The sequence below is a fragment of the Ensifer sp. 2TAB8 genome (assembly GCF_052115125.1).
GTDB lineage: Bacteria > Pseudomonadota > Alphaproteobacteria > Rhizobiales > Rhizobiaceae > Ensifer.
Window position 1 is genome coordinate 81,954 of the sequence record NZ_JBFRGB010000003.1, and the last position, 18,585, is coordinate 100,538.

19 protein-coding genes are annotated in these 18,585 nt (G+C 63.2%); 9 read left to right on the forward strand and 10 right to left on the reverse strand.

All coding sequences use genetic code 11. The features are described from left to right. The first annotated feature begins 63 nt into the window (after nt 1–63). The 5 genes from AB4Z53_RS08385 to AB4Z53_RS08405 all read left to right on the forward strand — a co-directional run bounded on the left by AB4Z53_RS08385 (nt 64) and on the right by AB4Z53_RS08405 (nt 4,931). A complete protein-coding gene (locus AB4Z53_RS08385) occupies nt 64–549 on the forward strand; it encodes a GNAT family N-acetyltransferase (RefSeq protein WP_113535373.1) in 486 nt (161 codons plus the stop codon). An 84-nt stretch (nt 550–633) separates the two neighbouring features. After that, the gene (locus AB4Z53_RS08390) at nt 634–1,284 is read left to right on the forward strand and encodes a thiamine diphosphokinase (protein ID WP_113535434.1); all 651 of its coding nucleotides are present in this window, start codon (nt 634–636) and stop codon (nt 1,282–1,284) included. Nucleotides 1,285–1,287: 3 nt separating this feature from the next. Beyond that, entirely contained in the window at nt 1,288–3,114 is a 1,827-nt protein-coding gene (locus tag AB4Z53_RS08395) for an ABC-F family ATP-binding cassette domain-containing protein (protein ID WP_441595548.1), read from the forward strand. Between the two features lie 78 nt (nt 3,115–3,192). After that, complete coding sequence (locus AB4Z53_RS08400) at nt 3,193–3,696, forward strand: MarR family winged helix-turn-helix transcriptional regulator (RefSeq protein ID WP_113535433.1); 504 nt, start codon at nt 3,193–3,195, stop codon at nt 3,694–3,696. Then, entirely contained in the window at nt 3,693–4,931 is a 1,239-nt protein-coding gene (locus AB4Z53_RS08405) for a multidrug effflux MFS transporter (RefSeq protein ID WP_441595549.1), read from the forward strand. Before AB4Z53_RS08400 ends, AB4Z53_RS08405 begins: the two co-directional genes overlap by 4 nt. A 60-nt stretch (nt 4,932–4,991) precedes the next feature. On the opposite strand, the gene AB4Z53_RS08410 is transcribed toward AB4Z53_RS08405, so the two are convergent. Next, nucleotides 4,992–6,209, reverse strand: a complete 1,218-nt coding sequence (locus AB4Z53_RS08410) for an argininosuccinate synthase (RefSeq protein WP_113535370.1) — start codon at nt 6,207–6,209, stop codon at nt 4,992–4,994. A 171-nt stretch (nt 6,210–6,380) separates the two neighbouring features. Here AB4Z53_RS08410 and AB4Z53_RS08415 point away from each other — a divergent pair, with 171 nt between their 5' ends. Then, nucleotides 6,381–7,022 (forward strand): LysE family translocator, encoded by a 642-nt coding sequence (locus AB4Z53_RS08415; protein WP_441595550.1) that lies wholly within the window; start codon nt 6,381–6,383, stop codon nt 7,020–7,022. Nucleotides 7,023–7,080: 58 nt separating this feature from the next. On the opposite strand, the gene AB4Z53_RS08420 is transcribed toward AB4Z53_RS08415, so the two are convergent. The 7 genes from AB4Z53_RS08420 to AB4Z53_RS08450 all read right to left on the reverse strand — a co-directional run bounded on the left by AB4Z53_RS08420 (nt 7,081) and on the right by AB4Z53_RS08450 (nt 13,280). Next, nucleotides 7,081–7,875 carry an ABC transporter ATP-binding protein gene (locus AB4Z53_RS08420; RefSeq protein WP_113535368.1) on the reverse strand — a complete coding sequence of 265 codons (795 nt, stop codon included), beginning with the start codon at nt 7,873–7,875 and terminating at the stop codon, nt 7,081–7,083. After that, a complete protein-coding gene (locus tag AB4Z53_RS08425; protein WP_113535367.1) occupies nt 7,872–8,750 on the reverse strand; it encodes an ABC transporter permease in 879 nt (292 codons plus the stop codon). Before AB4Z53_RS08425 ends, AB4Z53_RS08420 begins: the two co-directional genes overlap by 4 nt. Before the next feature lie 215 nt (nt 8,751–8,965). After that, nucleotides 8,966–9,919 (reverse strand): ABC transporter substrate-binding protein, encoded by a 954-nt coding sequence (locus AB4Z53_RS08430; protein WP_441595551.1) that lies wholly within the window; start codon nt 9,917–9,919, stop codon nt 8,966–8,968. A 147-nt stretch (nt 9,920–10,066) separates the two neighbouring features. After that, on the reverse strand, nt 10,067–11,302 hold the full coding sequence (gene rlmN / locus AB4Z53_RS08435) for a 23S rRNA (adenine(2503)-C(2))-methyltransferase RlmN (protein WP_113535365.1): 1,236 nt from the start codon (nt 11,300–11,302) through the stop codon (nt 10,067–10,069). Between the two features lie 233 nt (nt 11,303–11,535). After that, a complete protein-coding gene (locus AB4Z53_RS08440) occupies nt 11,536–12,039 on the reverse strand; it encodes an invasion associated locus B family protein (protein ID WP_113535432.1) in 504 nt (167 codons plus the stop codon). 395 nt (nt 12,040–12,434) lie between these two features. Next, complete coding sequence (locus AB4Z53_RS08445) at nt 12,435–12,812, reverse strand: YkvA family protein (RefSeq protein ID WP_113535364.1); 378 nt, start codon at nt 12,810–12,812, stop codon at nt 12,435–12,437. A gap of 150 nt (nt 12,813–12,962) precedes the next feature. Next, nucleotides 12,963–13,280 carry a 4a-hydroxytetrahydrobiopterin dehydratase gene (locus tag AB4Z53_RS08450; RefSeq protein ID WP_441595552.1) on the reverse strand — a complete coding sequence of 106 codons (318 nt, stop codon included), beginning with the start codon at nt 13,278–13,280 and terminating at the stop codon, nt 12,963–12,965. 129 nt (nt 13,281–13,409) lie between these two features. Between AB4Z53_RS08450 and AB4Z53_RS08455 the strand changes: the two genes are divergently transcribed. After that, nucleotides 13,410–13,886 carry a low molecular weight protein-tyrosine-phosphatase gene (locus AB4Z53_RS08455; RefSeq protein ID WP_441595553.1) on the forward strand — a complete coding sequence of 159 codons (477 nt, stop codon included), beginning with the start codon at nt 13,410–13,412 and terminating at the stop codon, nt 13,884–13,886. Here AB4Z53_RS08455 and thpR read toward each other — a convergent pair. Next, nucleotides 13,823–14,413: an RNA 2',3'-cyclic phosphodiesterase gene (gene thpR, locus AB4Z53_RS08460; RefSeq protein WP_113535361.1), complete on the reverse strand. Its 591-nt coding sequence runs from the start codon at nt 14,411–14,413 to the stop codon at nt 13,823–13,825. The genes AB4Z53_RS08455 and thpR overlap by 64 nt on opposite strands. Nucleotides 14,414–14,527: 114 nt before the next feature. Next, nucleotides 14,528–15,130 carry an arylesterase gene (locus tag AB4Z53_RS08465; RefSeq protein ID WP_441595642.1) on the reverse strand — a complete coding sequence of 201 codons (603 nt, stop codon included), beginning with the start codon at nt 15,128–15,130 and terminating at the stop codon, nt 14,528–14,530. A 104-nt stretch (nt 15,131–15,234) separates the two neighbouring features. Here AB4Z53_RS08465 and AB4Z53_RS08470 point away from each other — a divergent pair, with 104 nt between their 5' ends. After that, complete coding sequence (locus AB4Z53_RS08470; RefSeq protein ID WP_223725867.1) at nt 15,235–15,960, forward strand: ABC transporter ATP-binding protein; 726 nt, start codon at nt 15,235–15,237, stop codon at nt 15,958–15,960. Then, on the forward strand, nt 15,957–18,509 hold the full coding sequence (locus tag AB4Z53_RS08475) for an ABC transporter permease (protein ID WP_441595554.1): 2,553 nt from the start codon (nt 15,957–15,959) through the stop codon (nt 18,507–18,509). Before AB4Z53_RS08470 ends, AB4Z53_RS08475 begins: the two co-directional genes overlap by 4 nt. The last annotated feature ends 76 nt before the right edge of the window (nt 18,510–18,585 follow it).

Genomic DNA, 18,585 nt, shown 5'->3' on the forward strand with positions numbered 1-18,585 from the left:
CATTGGCTCGTATTTGCGTAAGCCGCCAACTGCGCTACACCACTGCAGCGAGGAGGAAACGCCATGCCAGATATGCTCGTTCGACTTTACGCCCTGCCGTCTCAGCCTCAGTCGAGGCTTGGAGCGGGTATCAGCATTCGCCGTGCCATGGCGCCGGAGCGCCGCCTGGTCGTCTCCTGGATCGAGAAGACCTTTGGTGCCGGCTGGGCGGGCGAGGCGGAAGCGGCCTTCTCTTCCACCCCGACGCGCATGCATGTCGCGGTGCACGAGGAAAAGATCGTCGGCTTTGCCTGCCACGATGTGACCGCGCTCGGCTTCTTCGGTCCGACGGGCGTCGATGAAGGCATGCGCGGCCAGGGGATTGGCGAGGCGCTGCTGATCGCCAGCCTGACGGCGATGCGCGAGGCCGGCTATGGCTATGCAGTCATCGGCGGCGTCGGACCGGCGAAGTTCTACGAGCGGGTAGCCGGTGCGTTCGAGATTCCGGATTCGACCCCGGGCATCTATGCCGGCATGCTGTTTCCAGATCCGGTGCCGGAAGGGCACTGACGGCTTCAGCAAAATTTCGAGAACCGGTCGTCCAACGGTTTTCTTCGTTTTCCTTCCGCGGTCCTTTGCGCTATGGGCTTTGCCATGGCTCGATCGACCTTCACCATTCTGCTTGGCGGCGCCCTTTCGCTGACCGACCGGCTGACACGACAGCTGAGCGGAAGCCGCTTCGTTGCAGCTGACGGCGGCATGCGCCATGCCCGTTTGCTCGGCGTCGTACCCGATGTCTGGGTCGGCGATTTCGATTCGACCGAAGACGCGTTGCTTTCCGAGTTCGCCTCCGTTCCACGCGAGCCCTATCCGGCGGCAAAGGCGGCGACGGATGGCGAGATCGCGGTTGAGGCAGCGCTATCGCGCGGCGCCGATCGGCTGATTTTCGCGGGCGCGCTCGGCGGCACCCGCAGCGACCACGCCTTCATGCATCTGCTGCATGCTGTCGCCCTTGCCGAGCGTGGGCTTCCGGTGCTGATGACCTCGGGCGAGGAAGAGGCCTATCCGCTGCTTGCCGGTCCGCTCGAGCTCGACCTGCCGAAGGGTTGCCTCTTCTCGGTGCTAGGTCTGACCGAACTTACCGGCCTTTCGATCGTCAATGCGCGCTATCCGCTCGACGATTTCACCCTGCCGTTCGGCTCATCCCGAACCGTTTCCAACGTTGCGGAGGGTCCCCTTCGCTTCACTCTCAAGAGCGGTCGCGCCATCGTGCTTGCCCGCCCCTATGATCTTTCCGGAGCCTGAGCCTTGGCGCCTCCCATTCTGAAACTCGACGATATCTTCCTTACCTTTGGCGGCACGCCGCTTCTGGCCGGCGCGAACCTGCAAGTGGAGCCGGGTGACCGCATCTGCCTGGTCGGGCGCAACGGCTCGGGCAAGTCGACGCTGATGAAGATCGCCGCCGGGCTTGCAGAGGCGCAGTCGGGCGAGGTGTTCCGTCATCCGTCGGCGACCATCCGCTATCTGCACCAGGCGCCGGATTTCGACGGCTACGACACGGTGCAGGCCTATGCCGAGGCGGGCCTGGGGCCGAGCGACGACCCGTATCGCGTCGCCTATCTGCTGCAGCACCTGGGGCTGACAGGCGACGAGGATCCGAAGCAGCTCTCGGGCGGCGAGGCGCGCAGGGCAGCGCTCGCTCGCGTCATGGCGCCGGAGCCGGATATCCTGCTGCTCGACGAGCCGACCAACCATCTCGATCTGCCGACGATCGAATGGCTGGAAGACGAACTGACCCGCAGCCGGTCGGCGCTCGTCTTGATCTCGCACGACCGGCGCTTCCTCGAGAAGGTGTCGACCGCCACCGTGTGGCTCGATCGCGGCCAGTCGCGCCGGCTCGATCGCGGTTTTGGCCATTTCGAGGCGTGGCGCGACGAGGTGCTTGAGGCCGAAGAGCTGGAACAGCACAAGCTCGGCAAGGCGATCGAGCGTGAGGAGCACTGGCTACGCTACGGCGTGACGGCCCGGCGCAAGCGCAACATGCGCCGCCTCGGCGAGCTGCAGAACATGCGGGCCGTCTATCGCGGCCACAAGGGGCCGCAAGGGACGGTGCAGGCGACGGCCGCCGATGCCAAGGAATCGGGTAAGCTGGTGATCGAGGCCGAGAAGATCAGCAAGGCCTATGGGGACCGCACCATCGTTGCGCCCTTTTCGATCCGCGTGCATCGCGGCGACCGCATCGGTCTCGTCGGCCCGAACGGTGCCGGCAAGACGACGCTCCTGAAAATGCTGACCGGTCAGATCGAGCCGGATACGGGCACGGTCAAGCTCGGCACCAATCTCGAAATGGCGACACTCGACCAGAAGCGCGAAGATCTCAATCTGGACGACACGCTGGCGCATTACCTGACGGACGGGCGCGGCGAGAGCCTGCTGGTCAATGGCGAACAGCGCCACGTCACCGGCTACATGAAGGATTTCCTGTTCCAGCCGGAGCAGGCGCGCACGCCGATCCGCGAACTCTCGGGCGGCGAGCGGGCAAGGCTGATGCTGGCGCGTATCCTGGCGCGGGCGACCAACCTTCTGATCCTCGACGAACCGACCAACGACCTCGATATCGAAACGCTCGACCTCCTGCAGGAGATTGTCGCCGGTTTTGCCGGAACGGTCATCCTCGTCAGCCACGACCGTGACTTTCTCGACCGCACCGTCACCTCGACGATCGCGCCGGCGAACCCGGATGCACCAGACGGACGCTGGATCGAATATGCCGGCGGCTACTCCGACATGATGACGCAGCGCAAGGGTGCGATCGAGGAGAAGCGCAGGGCCGAAAAGGTGGAAAAGGCCAAGGCCGATGCAGCTGCGCCTGCCGCCGAAGCGCCGAAGGCGGCCAAGGGCAAGCTTTCCTACAAGCAGAAATTCGTGCTTGAAAATCTGCCGAAGGAAATTGCCAAGGCGGAGGCCGAGGCCGCCAAGCGCGAAGAAAAGATGGCCGATCCCAATCTTTTCACAAAAGATCCAAATGCTTTTGCGAAGCTCGCGCAGGAACTGGAGAAACTTCGTGCGGATCTTGCCCGCATGGAAGAGGAATGGCTGGAACTCGAAATGCTGCGCGAGGAGCTCGAGGGCTAAGCCACAGCCACTGGTGCGTTGAATGGCGTCGAATGATATGGTAAGTAAAGCTTATTATATCATTTGTGAACGATGCTGATGCCATTCAAACTCGAATCCGAAACCATTGGAATGCTTCTGACGGATGTCTCGCGCCTGTTGCGCGGGGCGTTCGACCGCAAGGTCAATGCCATGGATCTGGGCATCACGCCCGGCGAGGCGCGCACGCTGATCCAGGTGGCGCTCACCGAAGGCATCAAGCAGGCCGAGATCGCCACACGCATGGGCATCGAGCCGATGACGCTGTCGGCCTATCTCGACCGACTGGAGGCGACCGGGCTTGTCGCGCGTGTTCCGGATCCTGCGGACCGCCGCGCCAAGAACGTCGTCATCACCGAAAAGGCCGGCCCGCTGCTTTCCGAGCTGATGACGGGGCTGCGGGAGATGATGAACGCCTATACGGCGGGACTCGACGAGGAAACGCGCGCGTTTCTCTGTTCCAACCTGCGTATCCTGCGCGACAACCTGCGCCAGCTCGATCCCTGCCTTGCAGGCAAGGAGATGGTGGAAAAATCCGAAGACCGGGCCGGAGCCTTGCGATGACGCGTCGCATGAGCGAACGGCGCACGAGCATCATCGGCGCCTTCCTGGTCGCGCTCGGGCCCGTTTCCATGGCGCTCTACACCCCGGCCATGCCGGAACTGGTGCGCGCCTTCTCGTCCAGCGAGGCGGCGATCAAGATGACGCTGTCGCTTTACTTTGCTGGATTCGCCTTCGCCCAGCTTGTGTCGGGCACGCTTTCCGATGTCATCGGTCGGCGCCGTGCCACGTTGATCTTCATGGCAATCTATCTGGTCGGCAGCCTGATGGCGGCCTTGGCGCCCTCGATCGTAGTGCTTCTGGCCGGGCGCCTGGTGCAGGGCATCGGCGCTTCCGTCGGCATGACGGTGGCGCGTGCGATCGTGCGCGACCAGTTCACCGGGACCGAAGCGGCGCGCATCATGAACATGATCGGCATGATGCTGGCACTCGGTCCTGCGGTCTCACCGACGCTCGGCGGCCTGGCGCTCGGCCTCTTCGGCTGGCAGTCGATCTTCTTCCTGATGGTCGGCTTCGCTGCCATGGCCTGCATCACGGTGCAATTCTTCATGGCGGAGACGGTAACGCCGGACCCGAGCAAGGGGCACTTGAAGCCGATCGTCGCGGCCTATCGCACATTGGTCAGCGACAGCCGCTTCATGTCCTCGACGCTCGTCATCGGCGGCGCGGTCGGTGCGCTCTATGCCTGGGCGACGATGCTTCCCTTCGTGCTGATCAACGAGGTGGGCCTGACACCAACCGAGTTTGGCGTCGGCATGTTGATGCAGTCGGGCCTGTTCTTTTCAGGTACGGTGGTGGTGCGCCTGCTGATGCGCGTTTTCACGCCGCAGGCGCTGGTGCCGGCCGGTCTCGTCTTCATCGGTGCGGCGAGCCTGATCCTCGCCTACACCATGCACATGCTCTCGCCGAGCTTCCTTTCGGTCATGTTGCCGATCGGTATCTATGCCTTCGGCATTGCCTTCGTGATGCCCTATATGATGACCGCGGCGATGGCGCCCTTTCCGCATATCGCCGGCACGGCCTCGGCGATGATGGGCTTCATCCAGATGGGATCGGGGCTTCTCGGCGGCGCGCTGGCTGCCGCGGTCGGTGTTCCGGCGCTGGCGCTCGGTACGATCATTCCCAGCTTCGGCCTCGTCTGCATTCTCAGCTATGTCTGGTATCGCCGCACGGTTCGGTTACGGCCGCTGGTCGCGCCGGTCGAGCGCGAGGAACCGTTGCGCCAAGCGGCGGAGTAAGGACACGAAAAAGCCTCCGCGACGGGGTCGCGGAGGCTTCTTTTTTCAATGGGTATCGGCTTAGCGGTTGCGCGCAGCGAGCGTGCGCAGGCGCAGCGCGTTGAGCTTGATGAAGCCGGCGGCGTCCTTCTGGTCGTAGGCGCCCTGGTCGTCTTCGAAGGTGACCAGCTTGTCGGAGTAGAGCGACTTGTCGCTCTCACGGCCGGTGACCATGACGTTGCCCTTGTAGAGCTTCAGCGTCACTTCGCCTTCGACATGTTCCTGGCTCTTGTCAATTGCTGCCTGCAGCATCTCGCGCTCCGGCGAGAACCAGAAGCCGTAGTAGATCAGCTCGGCGTAGCGCGGCATCAGCTCGTCCTTGAGGTGAGCAGCGCCGCGGTCGAGCGTGATGCTCTCGATCGCGCGGTGAGCGGAAAGCAGGATGGTGCCGCCGGGGGTCTCGTAGACGCCGCGCGACTTCATGCCGACGAAGCGGTTCTCGACGAGGTCGAGGCGGCCGATGCCGTTGTCGCGGCCGTATTCGTTGAGCTTGGCAAGAAGGCTTGCCGGCGACAGGCGCACGCCGTTGATCGAAACGGCGTCACCACGCTCGAAACCGATCTTGATGACGGTTGCCTTGTCGGGAGCGGCTTCCGGCGAAATCGTGCGCATGTGCACGTATTCCGGTGCTTCCTGGGCCGGATCTTCGAGAACCTTGCCCTCGGACGAGGAGTGCAGCAGGTTGGCGTCGACGGAGAACGGCGCTTCGCCCTTCTTGTCCTTGGCAACAGGAATCTGGTGCTTCTCGGCGAATTCGAGCAGGTCGGTGCGGCTCTTGAACGACCAGTCGCGCCAGGGGGCGATGATCTTGATGTCGGGGTTCAGAGCATAGGCCGAAAGCTCGAAGCGGACCTGGTCGTTGCCCTTGCCTGTGGCGCCATGGGCGATCGCGTCGGCGCCGGTCTTCTTGGCGATGTCGATCAGGTGCTTGGAAATCAGCGGGCGGGCGATCGAGGTGCCGAGCAGGTAGACGCCTTCATAGACGGCGTTGGCGCGAAACATCGGGAAGACGAAATCCTTGACGAACTCCTCGCGGACGTCCTCGATATAGATCTCCTTGATGCCGAGCATCTCGGCCTTCTTGCGGGCCGGCTCGAGCTCTTCGCCCTGGCCGAGGTCGGCGGTGAAGGTGACGACTTCCGCGCCGAGTTCGGTCTGCAGCCACTTCAGGATGATCGAGGTGTCGAGACCGCCCGAATAGGCGAGAACGACCTTTTTCACGTCTTTATGCGATGCCATGGTTTCCGTCCGTCTGGTCTTGGGGAGGGCGGCGATGCCGCGTGCAAATCTGCGGCACTTTAGCCAGAACCTGCGGCGATACAAGCGCTAGAACGCCCGACGGAGCGAATCCGCTGGCAAAAGCGCAGGCGCGGGATTACTGGAGGCGACCCCCGCGCCGAGGAAACGATGATGGACTTCATTCCCAGCCTGCCGACCCTCATGACCTTCGCGGCCGCAACGCTGCTTCTGGCGGCCACACCCGGCCCGGACATGACGCTTTCGATCAGCCGCGCGCTTGCCCAGGGCAAGAGGGCAGCGCTCTTCGTCGTGCTCGGCACCAGCTTCGGCATCGTCGTGCACACGCTTCTCGTCGCCTTCGGCATCTCGGCGCTGATCACCGCTTCGCCGACCGCCTTTACCATCCTCAAGACCGGCGGCGCCGCCTATCTGCTGTGGCTTGCGATCCAGGCGATCCGCTTCGGCTCCAGCATCTCGGTGCAGAAGGTAGAAGTGACGGAAGGCAAGGCTCTTGCCAACATCTCGGCGGGCTTCTGGGTGAACCTCTTGAACCCCAAGGTCATCATCTTCTTCATGACCTTTCTGCCGCAGTTCGTCAGCGCCGACGATCCATCGGTCACCGGCAAGCTTCTGTTCCTCGGCCTGTTCTTCATCACCATCGGAATGCCGGTGAACATGCTGGTCGTCTTCACCGCCGACTGGCTCGCCTCCTGGCTGCAGCGCAACAAGGGTGCGATGCGGGCGCTCGACTTCAGCTTCGCCGGCGTCTTCTCGGTGTTCGCGGTGAAGATCTTCATGACGACGGCTCGATAGACAAAAAAGCCCGGACATCGTGGATGTCCGGGCCTTGTTTTGAAGTGGCCATCTGTACTCAGCCGATCAGCAGCGCGTCGTCGTCGAGCGTCTGGCCGCGGATGCGGCGGAACATGGCGATGAGGTCCTCGACCTGCAGTTCCTTGCGGCTGTCGCCGGCAACATCGAGCACGATCTCGCCGCCGTGGAGCATGACGGTGCGGTGGCCGTAGTCGAGCGCCTGGCGCATCGAATGGGTGACCATCATCGTCGTCAGCTTGCGCTCGGAGACGATCTTCTGCGTGAGGTTCATCACGAACTCGGCCATGCCCGGATCGAGCGCGGCCGTATGCTCGTCGAGCAGCAGCACTTCGGAGCCTGCGAGCGTCGCCATGACCAGCGAAACCGCTTGGCGCTGGCCGCCCGACAGCAGATCCATGCGGTCGCCCATGCGGTTTTCGAGGCCGAGATTGAGCTCGGCGATGCGCTCGCGGAAATGCTCGCGACGCTTCGGCCCGAGGGCGGCGGCGAGGCCGCGTGCCTCGCCACGCTTGGCGGCGAGCGCCAGGTTTTCCTCGATCGAGAGTGCGCCGCAGCTCCCGGTCAGCGGATCCTGGAAGACGCGCGCGACGAGGCCAGCGCGGGCGGCGGTGCCTTTGCGGCTGACGTCGGTCTTGCCGATCATCACCTGGCCGGCGCTCGGAAGCACGTCGCCGGCGAGCACGCCGAGAAGCGTCGACTTGCCGGCACCGTTGGAGCCGATGACGGTGACGAAGGAACCCTGTTCGATCGTCAGGCTGACGCCGTTCAGCGCCTGCTTCTGCAGCGGGGTGCCCTTGCCGAAGATGACCTGGATGTTGTTGACGCTGATCATGCCGCACCTCCACGACGCAGGCGGGGAAGGACCAGGGCGAAGGTGACGAGCGCCGCGGTGACGAAATTGAGGTCGGAAGCCTGCAGCCCCAGCATGTCCGTCGACAGCGCCAGCTGGATGGCGATGCGGTAGAGGATCGAACCGAGCACGCAGCCGATCAGCGCGATCAGGATGCCGCGAGCACCGAGCAGCGTCTCGCCGATGATGACGGCCGCGAGGCCGACGACGATGGTGCCGACGCCCGAGGTGACGTCGGCGAAGCCGTTGGTCTGGGCGAAGAGCGCGCCACCGAAGGCGACGAGCGCGTTGGAGATCGCCATGCCGAGATAGATCTGGCGGTTGGTGTCGACGCCTTGGGCGCGGGCCATGCGGGCATTGGCGCCGGTGGCGCGCATCGCAAGGCCGGCATCGCTCTCAAGGAAGCGCCAGACGACGATGACGGCGACGATCACGAGCACGCCGATGAACAGCGGCCGGACGTAGAAATCGCGTAGGCCCAGGCCGTAGAAGGGCGACAGCATCGTGTCGGCATTGATCAGCGCGACATTCGGCTTGCCCATGACGCGCAGGTTCACCGAGAACAGCGCGATCATCGTCAGGATCGAAGCGAGCAGATTGAGGATCTTGAAGCGCACGTTGAGCATCGCCGTGACGATACCGGCTGCGGCACCCGCCACCATGGCGACGCAGGCAGCAAGCCAAGGGTTGACGCCGGCGATGATCAGAACGGCGGTGACGGCAGCCCCCAGCGGAAAGGATCCGTCGACGGTCAGGTCGGGGAAATCGAGCACCCGGAATGCGAGAAAGACGCCAAGGGCGACGAAGGCGTAGACCAGCCCCAGTTCCACGGCTCCCCAGAAAGCGATTAGACTCAACCCCAGACCCTCTTTTCTACCCGTCGCGCGTGGTTGTCGTTATGTGCGCGACGCTCCCGCTTGGCACATGGGGCGCGATGGCCGGCGCATGTGCGGCTCTGAACTTTGGAGCGGCCCTGGCAATCAAGGATGCGGGCCCCTCATAGCGAACCGCCCCCGTATGGAACGGAGGCGGGCAAAACGCAACAAACTTGAACCTGAAAAGGTCGAAAGCGTTATTCAACGACGCGGGTTGCGCGCTTTACGACACTTTCAGGAAGGGTGACGCCCATCTTTTCGGCGGCCTTCTTGTTGATCACCAGGTCGGAACCGGCGGCGACCTTCACGGCGATGTCACCCGGGTTTTCGCCCTTGAGGATGCGAACGACGATTTCGCCGGTCTGCTTGCCGACGTCGTAGTAGTTGAAGCCGAGGGCTGCGAGCGAGCCGCGAGCAACCGAGTCCGTGTCGGCAGTGAAGAGCGGCAGCTTGGCTTCCTCGGCGACGGCGACGGCACCTTCGAGCGCGGAGATGATCGTGTTGTCGGTCGGGACGTAGATCGCATCGGCGCGGCCGACGAGCGCGCGGGCCGCACCCTGGACTTCAGCCGACTTGGTTGCGGCCGACTCGACGACGGTCAGGCCAGCCTTTTCGGCTTCGGTCTTCAGCACCGCGAGCAGCGAAACGGAGTTGGCTTCACCGGAGTTGTAGAGGTAGCCGATCGACTTGGCGTTCGGCAGGATTTCCTTGATCAGGGCGACGTGCTCGGCAACCGGCGACATGTCCGAGAGGCCGGTGACATTGCCGCCGGGCTTGTCCATGTCCTCGACGAGCTGGGCGCCGACCGGATCGGAGACGGCGGTGAAGACAACCGGGATATCGCGGGTCGAGGAAACGACCGCCTGGGCCGACGGCGTCGAGATCGGAACGATCACGTTCGGGGCTTCGCCGGCGAACTGGCGGGCGATCTGGGCTGCGGTTGCCGGGTTGCCCTGGGCCGATTCGTAGAGGAATTTGAGGTTTTCGCCTTCCTTGTAACCGGCGGCGGCCAGCGCATCCTTCACGCCATCGCGAGCGGCATCGAGCGCCGGATGCTCGACGATCGCGGTCACGGCAACGGTCACCTCATCGGCACGGGCGGGCAGGGTGAATGCCACCGTGGCGGCAAGGGCGATGAGAAGTGAGCGCATGGGTTGTCCTCCTGAATTGATTTCCGCCTTCTTAGGAAACCGGTCACATGAAATCAATCGATAGGATCTGCATCATCCATCAAAGTTCTTCATTGATCACGCGGCGGCGGACCGAGGAGCCCGTGGATTTCAGACTGGCGCTCCGTCTCAGTCCTCGCCGTGATTGGCGATCATCATCGCTTCGAAGGCGAGACGGTCGACCTTGCGCATGCGCTCGGATTCCGATTTCAGCTGGCCGCAGGCGGCGAGGATGTCGCGGCCGCGGGGCGTGCGGATCGGCGAAGCATAGCCGGCCTGATTGATGAAGTCGGCGAACTTCTCGATCTGCTCCCAGTCGGAACACTGGTAGTTGGTGCCCGGCCAGGGGTTGAAGGGGATGAGGTTGATCTTCGCCGGCACGCCCTTGAGCAGCTTCACCAGTTCCTTGGCGTCTTCCAGGCTGTCGTTGACGTCCTTCAGCATCACATACTCGAAGGTGATGCGGCGGGCGTTGGAAAGACCCGGATAGGCACGGCAGGCGTCCATCAGTTCCTTCAGCGGATACTTCTTGTTGATCGGCACGAGCAGGTCGCGCAGGTCGTCGCGCACCGCATGCAGCGAGATCGCCAGCATGACGCCGATTTCCTCGCCGGTGCGATAAATCTCGGGCACGATGCCTGAGGTCGACAGCGTGATGCGGCGCTTGGAGAGCGACAGGCCCTCGCCATCGGACGCGATCAGGAGCGCGGTCTTAACCTGCTCGAAATTGTAGAGCGGCTCGCCCATGCCCATCATGACGACGTTGGTGATCTTGCGGCCCTCGGCCGGCACGATCGCGCCCTGCGGGGTGTCGCGCTCGGGGAAATCGCCCAGGCGGTCGCGGGCGAGAAGCAGCTGCGCCAGGATTTCCTCGGCCGTCAGGTTGCGCACCAGCTTCTGGGTGCCGGTGTGACAGAAGGAGCAGGTGAGCGTACAGCCGACCTGGCTCGAAATGCAGAGCGTGCCGCGGCCTTCCTCGGGGATGTAGACGGTCTCGATTTCGACCGGGCGGCCGGCGCCGCGTGCCGGGAAACGCAGCAGCCATTTGCGGGTGCCGTCGCCGGAGATCTGTTCCTCGACGATTTCAGGACGGGCGATCGTGAAATGCTGCTTCAGCATCTCGCGCATGTCCTTCGACACGTTCGTCATATGGTCGAAGTCGGAGACGCCGCGCACATAGAGCCAATGCCAGAGTTGGCTGACGCGCATCTTGACCTGACGCTCCGGCACGCCCTTTTCGACAAGGGCCTTGGCCATGTCCTCGCGCAGCAGTCCGATCAGCGACGGCTTCTCCGTCTGCGCGGCCGTGCGCACCTGCGGCGCCTTGGCGATTTCCACGCGGTTCAGAATTTCAGTGGCTGCCATGCTCATGATGTCCTGTCATACGGCTAGAGGCCGTCCGGAGAGCGGGTCCGGAAATCGTCCTGATGCGCGAATTGAAATCGGTCGAGCCATCGAAAGCGGCCAATCGTGGCGCGGAGGCTCTCAAGTTGGCCGCGCTTTAGCATTGTTTTGGCCGGGAGTCACGAGGCAGGCTTCCTGAACGCAAAAGGCCGGCTTTGCAGCCGGCCCTTTGCACGTGACGTGTCGTCTCGTGATTACTTGCAGGCCTCGATCTGCTTCAGTGCAGCGGAGATGCCCGAGAGCGAGTAGGAGTAGGAGGTCGCCGTGCCCTTGCGCGACTTGGCGTTGACCGACATGGCCTTGCCGTTCTTCATCGCGGCAACGAGCGCCGGCTCTTCGGCGGCGTTCTCGACCCAGGCGGAATTGCCCTTGGTGAACATCACGAAGGTGCGGCCGTCGATGACGACGTTGACCTTGGAGTTCTCCTGGAGGGGATAGCCCATCATGGCCTGCGGCTCATAGCTGATGTTCTGGCCAGGGCGCTGGGAAACCAGGAAGAAGATGTCGCCGTGGTCGACGCCGGCCGGGCTCTTGTCCTTGGGAACCGAGAGCACGTAGCAGACCTTGCCGCCGCCGGCGTTGTAGGAATAGGCGCCCCAGGCGTTGAACTGCTGGATGCGCGTCGGAGACTGGGCGGCAGCCATGCTGGCGGTCGCCAGAACGAGTGCGATTGCGGTTGCGATCTTTCTTACAAACATGAGGTCCTGCCGCTTTTTTTGCTCTTCGATCACCCGAACAGGTCAGACGGGCGACGCGTAGTCATCATTTGAATTTGTTTTGACTTAATTCAGGTTACCAAACCGTCAACGATGGCCGAAAACCGCCGGTTTAGCCCCGAAACGGAGCGGTTCGCTCCATTGCCCGGCGCCTTTCGACCGGTGATTCGCACTATCGTCGAACCGAGGCCGATGCCGGATGCGCCGCGCTTCGGAATGCTGCTCCAGAAGGATTCCTGCCCCAAGCCATTGAATGACGTCGGACTCACCAAAGCGCGCGAACGCCGTCATTCGCATGTCTATGCCACAAAGAATCGGGCAAGAGTTTGACTTTCGGGCGGGAATGGGGCGCCACAACCCGGAAGGCCGGTCTCTGTTCAGTCTTGCGGAGCGTCGGCAAGGGTCTCGTCGGCCTTGGTGTAATGGGTTTCCTTGATCTGGCCGCTGATGGCGGCGAAGGCCGCAGTCAGCACCGCGACGTCGTCGGAAAAGCCGACCACGGCCAGCATGTCAGGGATGATGTCGATCGGCAGCACGAAATAGGCGAGCGCGGCGAGCAGGATGCCGCGGGTGCGCGTCGGCGTTTGCGGGTCGATGGCGCAATAATAGGCGGCGACGAGATCGCGGCTGAAGGGGATCTGGCGTGCGGCACGGCGGAAGGTCGGCCAGAAGCGGCGCTTTACGCGCTTTTCCCTGCGCTCCTGCTCGGATTCTTCGCCAGGCAAGAGAATTTCGCCAATCTTGATGTCGTCCATCGTCCCGCTTTCGCTGTTACAGCGTTCCTAAAGCGCCGAGATCTTTCAGATTCGCTCCTTGCGCTTTAAGCATTTGATTTTTCGCATATCGTTACCGCAAAACCGCTACGCACTTTTGCGCGACATGCTTTGATATGGTGATCGGCCCCTCTATTTCAAATGATCGGGCATGCGGCCGGCTGCTGCCTTGTCCATGCGGGCTGCCAGCTTGAAGTCGAGCTCCGTGAGCCCGCTGGCGTCGTGGGTGGTCAGCGTCACGTCGACACGATTGTAGACGTTGAACCATTCGGGGTGATGGTTGAGCTTCTCCGCGACGATCGCGCACTCGGTCATGAAACCGAAGGCCTCGACGAAGTTCTTGAAGCGGAACGCCTTCCAGATCGAGTTGCCGTCTTCGGCCCGCACCCAGCCTTCCATCTTGTGCAGGTTTTCGGCAATCGTCGCCTCGTCGAGTTTCTCCGCTGTCATCGTTTCTCTCCCTCGTATCAGCCTGTTCGAAGGCCGAACTGCCGCGTATAAACGTGCCTCATCTCCACAGCGCCGCGCGTCTTTCAATACACGCGATGGTCGCCGCAATACCTTGGACTACTGAATAGCATGAAACCGGTCAGAGTTCTTTTCGTTTGTCTCGGCAACATCTGCCGGTCGCCGCTCGCCGAGGGTGTGTTGCGCGCCTTGGCGGAGAAAAAGGGGCTGGCACCGGCACTAGAGGTGGATTCGGCAGGAACCGGTGCCTGGCATATCGGCGATCCGCCAGACCGCCGCTCGATAGAAGCTGCGCGACGGCACGGCATCGATATCTCGGAGCTTCGCGGGCGTCAGGTTCGCCCGGAAGATTTCCGGAATTTCGATCTGATCCTCGGCATGGACGAGAACAATGTGCGCACGCTCAAGCGGCTGGCGCCCGAAGGTGCGGCAGAAAAGGTGCGTCTCTTCCTAGACTATGCCTCAGGCCGCAGCGAGGACGTGCCGGATCCCTATTACGAAGGGCCGGAAGCCTTCGAGGCGCTCTACCAGATGCTCGACGCCGGATGCTCGTCGTTGCTCGTAAGGTTCGGCGAACGCGCCTCGTGAAGCGGGAAGACTTCTTCCGTCAGGTAAGGTCCACCGCCGACCGAATCGCGCGATGACAGAAGCACGAAACGGGAGACGTTGAAGGGCGAGGTCATGAAGTTTCCGCGCCCGGAAAGGTATTCGACGACATCCTCGACGCGGCTGGAACGCAGCCGGGCGAGCGTTACATGCGGGGTGAACTTGCGTGGATCCGGCTGCAATCCGAGCCGCTGGCAGATGCGCTCGATCTCGGCCTGCAGCGCATACATTTCCGGCTGGTTGGTGACGCCGGCCCAGACCGAATGCGGTTTCTTGGAGCCGAAGGCGCCGGTGCCGGTCAATTGAAGCGGAAATTCCGGTCTTTCGATCCGATCGAGCTTGTCGATGATCTCGTCGGCGGTGCGCCAGTCGACGTCACCGATGAAGCGCAAGGTGATATGGTAGTTCTCCACATCTATCCAGCGAGCTCCGGGAAGTCCTCCGCGCAGCAACGAAAGACTCATTGCTGCATTGCGCGGAATTTCGAGGGCGGTGAATAGTCTCGGCATGGCGAGCTCCCCGAATCTCTTGCAGATGTCTCAGCGAATCACGCATCGAGTCTGCAGGCAACTACTATTTGACGCTTATGAATATTAACGTTCTCTTAACTGTGGATGGTGTCATCACTCCGTCTTATTCAGTGTTGCCAGGAAGCGCTCGACGACAGGCACTGCCTTCTCGACCATGACACCGACGCCATCGCCATTGGGATGCATGCCGTCCTCAAGCTTGAGCTTGGTCTCGGTCACTACGCCGTCGAGGAAGAACGGATAGAGCTCCAGCCCATATTTCTGAGCGAGTTCGGGGTAGATCGGGTTGAAGCGGGCGGCATAGTCGGCGCCCATGTTCGGCGGCGCCATCATGCCGGCCAGCAGCACCGCGATGCCGCGGTCCTTGAGGCGGGTGATCATCGCCTCGATGTTCTTGCGGGTCTCTTCCGGCGGGATACCGCGCAGCGCGTCATTGGCGCCGAGTTCAAGGATCACGCCCTTCGTGCCGTCAGGCACGGACCAATCGATGCGGGCAAGGCCGCCGGATGAAGTGTCGCCGGAAACGCCGGCGTTCGTGATCGTCACGTCCAGGCCCTTTTCCTTCAGCGCCTTTTCGAGCCGAGCGGGGAAAGCGTCCTCCGGCGGGAGCTGGTAGCCCGCCATCAGGCTGTCGCCGAACCCCACGAGGCTGATCGTCTCGGCGCGAGCTGTCGATGATAACGCAAATGTCATCATGAGTGCCAAGAAAACCCGTTGAAATCCTTTTAATGCCATGGGCCTGTTCCTAAATCCCGAATGCCGTTTCTGTTCCCCACTTCGTTCATATAGGGTTGTTTCGCTTGGCCAGCACCATCATCGAACTCAAAAACGCGGATCTGACCCTTGGGGAGGCGGCGGCCTCGGTGCATGTGCTGAAGGGCATGAACCTGACGATCGATGCCGGCCAGTCCGTGGGCATCGTCGGTCCGTCGGGTTCGGGCAAGTCGACCTTGCTGATGGTGCTTGCCGGGCTCGAGCGGCTGGATAGCGGCGAGATCGTCATCGACGGCACGCCGTTGCATCGGTTGAACGAGGACCGGGTGGCGGACTTTCGCGGGCGCAACATCGGCATCGTCTTCCAGTCCTTCCACCTCATCCCCAACATGACCGCGCTCGAGAACGTCGCCGTGCCGCTCGAACTCGCCAATGTCTCGGGCGCCTTCGAAATTGCGCGCAAGGAACTCGTCGCCGTCGGTCTCGGCGAGCGGCTCAGCCACTATCCCGGCCAGCTCTCCGGTGGCGAGCAGCAGCGCGTGGCGATCGCTCGCGCCTTGGCGCCTTCGCCGAAACTGCTGATCGCCGACGAGCCGACCGGCAACCTCGACGCCGAAACCGGACGCCAGATCGCCGATCTGCTTTTCGCCGAACAGCGTGACCGCGGCATGACACTCGTTCTCGTGACGCATGATTCTGCCCTTGCCGCACGTTGCGTGCGGCAAGTGCGGGTGCGCTCCGGCGAGATCGTCGCGGGTGGCGAGGCGGGGCCGGTTGCGGTGGCGCCACGCCAGGAGGCGGCCTCGGCATGAGCGGCGCTTCATCGGTTCGGCTGCGGCCGCTGCTTGCCCTTCGCCTGGCGCTGCGCGAAATGCGCGGCGGGCTCAGGGGCTTCTATATTTTTCTCGCCTGTATCGCGCTCGGTACGGCAGCGATTGCCGGCGTCAATTCGCTGTCGCAATCGATCACTGTGACGATCGCCACGCAGGGGCAGGAACTGCTCGCCGGCGATATCCGCTTCGAGCTCAACAATCGCGTGGCGACGACCGAGGAGCGAGCCTATCTCGACAGTCTCGGGACCGTTGCAGAGTCCGCCGGCCTGCGCTCGATGGCGCGGCTGCCCGACGGTTCCAACCAGGCGCTGGTGGAGCTGAAGGCGGTCGATGCCGCCTACCCGCTTTATGGTGCACTCGAAAGCGAACCGAACCGCCCGCTGCATGAGTTGCTGGCGCGCGATGGCGAGACCTTCGGCGCCGTCGTGGCGCCGCTGCTGCTCGACCGCCTGGGCGTGCAGATCGGCGCTGAAGTTCTGCTCGGTAACGCCAGGATCCGGATCGCGGGCACGATCGTACGCGAGCCGGACGCCTTGTCCGACGGCTTCGGCTTCGCACCGCGCCTGATGGTTTCGGCCGAGGCGCTGGCCGCCAGTGGCCTGGTGCAGACCGGAAGCCTGGTCGAGCATAGTTACAAGGTTAAGGTCGCCGACCCGGCGCAGCTTGCGACCATTAGCACCGATGCCGAGAAGCGCTTTCCGTCGGCCGGCTGGTCGATCCGCACCAGCGCCAACGCCGCGCCGTCGCTGACGGCCAACATCACCCGCTTCTCGCAATTCCTGACGCTTGTCGGCCTGACGGCGCTGATCGTCGGCGGTGTCGGTGTCGCCAACGCGGTGCGCTCCTATCTCGATCAGAAGCGCAGCGTGATTGCGACCTTTAAATGCCTGGGGGCGCCGGCGTCGCTGGTCGCGATGATCTATCTGGCACAGATCCTGATGATCGCCCTCATCGGTATCGTCATCGGCCTGACCCTCGGCATGCTGATCCCCTTCATCGCGGCGCAGTTCCTCGCCGACCTGCTGCCAATCTCGACCGAATTCCATGTCTATCCGGGCGCGCTCGGCCTCGCAGCGCTCTTCGGCGTGCTGACGGCGCTGACCTTCGCCATCCTGCCGCTCGGCCGGGCGCGGGCCATTCCGGCAACCGCACTCTTCCGCCAACAGGGCTTCGATCCCGCCGGCTTTCCGGCATGGCCCTATCTGCTCGGTGCCGTTGCCTGCCTTGCCGCACTGGCGGGGCTGGCGATCTGGGCGGCCTATGACCGCTATATTTCGCTTGTGTTCCTGGGGGCGATCGCCTTTGCCTTCATTGTCCTGCGTGTCGTCGCGCTCGCGATAGCCTGGCTTGCGCGCCGCAGCCCGCGGGTCAGCTCGCCGGCTCTCAGGCTGGCGATCGGCAACATCCATCGTCCCGGTGCGCTGACGTCCTCGGTCGTGCTGTCGCTCGGCCTGGGGCTCGCCCTGCTCGTGACGCTGGCGCTGATCGACGGCAATCTGCGCCGCGAACTCACCGGAAGCATGGCCGAGCGAGCGCCGAACTTCTTCTTCGTCGATATCCAGGGTAGCGAGATCGAAGGTTTCCGCTCGGTGCTGAACCAGGCGATCCCGAAGGGCAAGGTCATCGAGGTACCGATGCTGCGCGGCCGGATCGTCGCCTTCAACGGCGAGGACGTGAACAGTCGCAACGTGCCGCCTGGCGGCCAATGGGTGCTGCGCGGTGACCGCGGCATCACCTATGCCAAGAACAAGCCGGAGAACTCGACGCTTTCCGAAGGCACGTGGTGGCCGGCCGACTATAGTGGCGAGCCGCTCGTCTCGTTCTCGGCAGAAGAGGCGGGTGAGCTCGGCCTGAAGATCGGCGACACCGTGACCGTCAACGTGCTTGGCCGAAACATCACCGCCAAGATCGCCAATTTCCGCAACGTCGAGTGGGAATCGCTTTCGATCAACTTCGTCATGGTGTTTTCGCCGAACACCTTTGCCGGTGCGCCGCATGCGTGGCTGGCGACGGTCATCGATCCGGCAGCGACGCCGGAAGAAGAGGCGGCGGTGCTGAAAGCCGTCACCAATGCCTATCCGACGATCACCAGTGTGCGTGTGAAGGATGCTCTCGACATCGTGAACGGCCTGCTTGGGCAGTTGGCAACCGCCATCCGGGCTGCGGCCGCGGTGGCGCTCGTTGCGTCCGTCCTGGTGCTTGCCGGTGCGCTTGCCGCCGGCAACCGGGCCCGTGTTCACGACGCCGTCGTGCTCAAAACGCTGGGTGCGACGCGCGCGACGCTCATTCGGGCGTTCAGCTACGAATATGCCATTCTCGGCCTCGCAACCGCGGTTTTCGCGCTGTTCGCCGGTGGCGTTGCCGCCTGGTTCGTGGTCAGCCGTATCATGAAGCTGCCGTCAAGTTTCCTGCCGGACGTCGCCATCCTGACGGTCGTCGGGGCACTGGTGATGACCGTCGGCATCGGTCTTGCCGGCACGTGGCGTATTCTCGGACAGAAGGCGGCGCCGGTGCTGCGGGAGCTCTGAGGCGGTCAAGTTAACCGTAAATCCCTGTCGCCCTTGCCGGAAACGGCCGGATGCGTTCGAATCCAGGGGGTGCGGG

Coding starts and splice junctions, on each gene's coding strand:
- AB4Z53_RS08405 (WP_441595549.1), top strand. CDS start 3,693: ATGACGCGTCGCATGAGCGAACGGCGCACGAGCATCATCGGCGCCTTC.
- AB4Z53_RS08420 (WP_113535368.1), bottom strand. CDS start 7,875: ATGATCAGCGTCAACAACATCCAGGTCATCTTCGGCAAGGGCACCCCG.
- AB4Z53_RS08440 (WP_113535432.1), bottom strand. CDS start 12,039: ATGTTTGTAAGAAAGATCGCAACCGCAATCGCACTCGTTCTGGCGACC.
- AB4Z53_RS08410 (WP_113535370.1), bottom strand. CDS start 6,209: ATGGCATCGCATAAAGACGTGAAAAAGGTCGTTCTCGCCTATTCGGGC.
- AB4Z53_RS08430 (WP_441595551.1), bottom strand. CDS start 9,919: ATGCGCTCACTTCTCATCGCCCTTGCCGCCACGGTGGCATTCACCCTG.
- rlmN (WP_113535365.1), bottom strand. CDS start 11,302: ATGGCAGCCACTGAAATTCTGAACCGCGTGGAAATCGCCAAGGCGCCG.
- AB4Z53_RS08455 (WP_441595553.1), top strand. CDS start 13,410: ATGAAACCGGTCAGAGTTCTTTTCGTTTGTCTCGGCAACATCTGCCGG.
- AB4Z53_RS08465 (WP_441595642.1), bottom strand. CDS start 15,130: ATGATGACATTTGCGTTATCATCGACAGCTCGCGCCGAGACGATCAGC.
- AB4Z53_RS08385 (WP_113535373.1), top strand. CDS start 64: ATGCCAGATATGCTCGTTCGACTTTACGCCCTGCCGTCTCAGCCTCAG.
- AB4Z53_RS08400 (WP_113535433.1), top strand. CDS start 3,193: ATGCCATTCAAACTCGAATCCGAAACCATTGGAATGCTTCTGACGGAT.
- AB4Z53_RS08445 (WP_113535364.1), bottom strand. CDS start 12,812: ATGGACGACATCAAGATTGGCGAAATTCTCTTGCCTGGCGAAGAATCC.
- AB4Z53_RS08475 (WP_441595554.1), top strand. CDS start 15,957: ATGAGCGGCGCTTCATCGGTTCGGCTGCGGCCGCTGCTTGCCCTTCGC.
- AB4Z53_RS08415 (WP_441595550.1), top strand. CDS start 6,381: ATGGACTTCATTCCCAGCCTGCCGACCCTCATGACCTTCGCGGCCGCA.
- AB4Z53_RS08390 (WP_113535434.1), top strand. CDS start 634: ATGGCTCGATCGACCTTCACCATTCTGCTTGGCGGCGCCCTTTCGCTG.
- thpR (WP_113535361.1), bottom strand. CDS start 14,413: ATGCCGAGACTATTCACCGCCCTCGAAATTCCGCGCAATGCAGCAATG.
- AB4Z53_RS08450 (WP_441595552.1), bottom strand. CDS start 13,280: ATGACAGCGGAGAAACTCGACGAGGCGACGATTGCCGAAAACCTGCAC.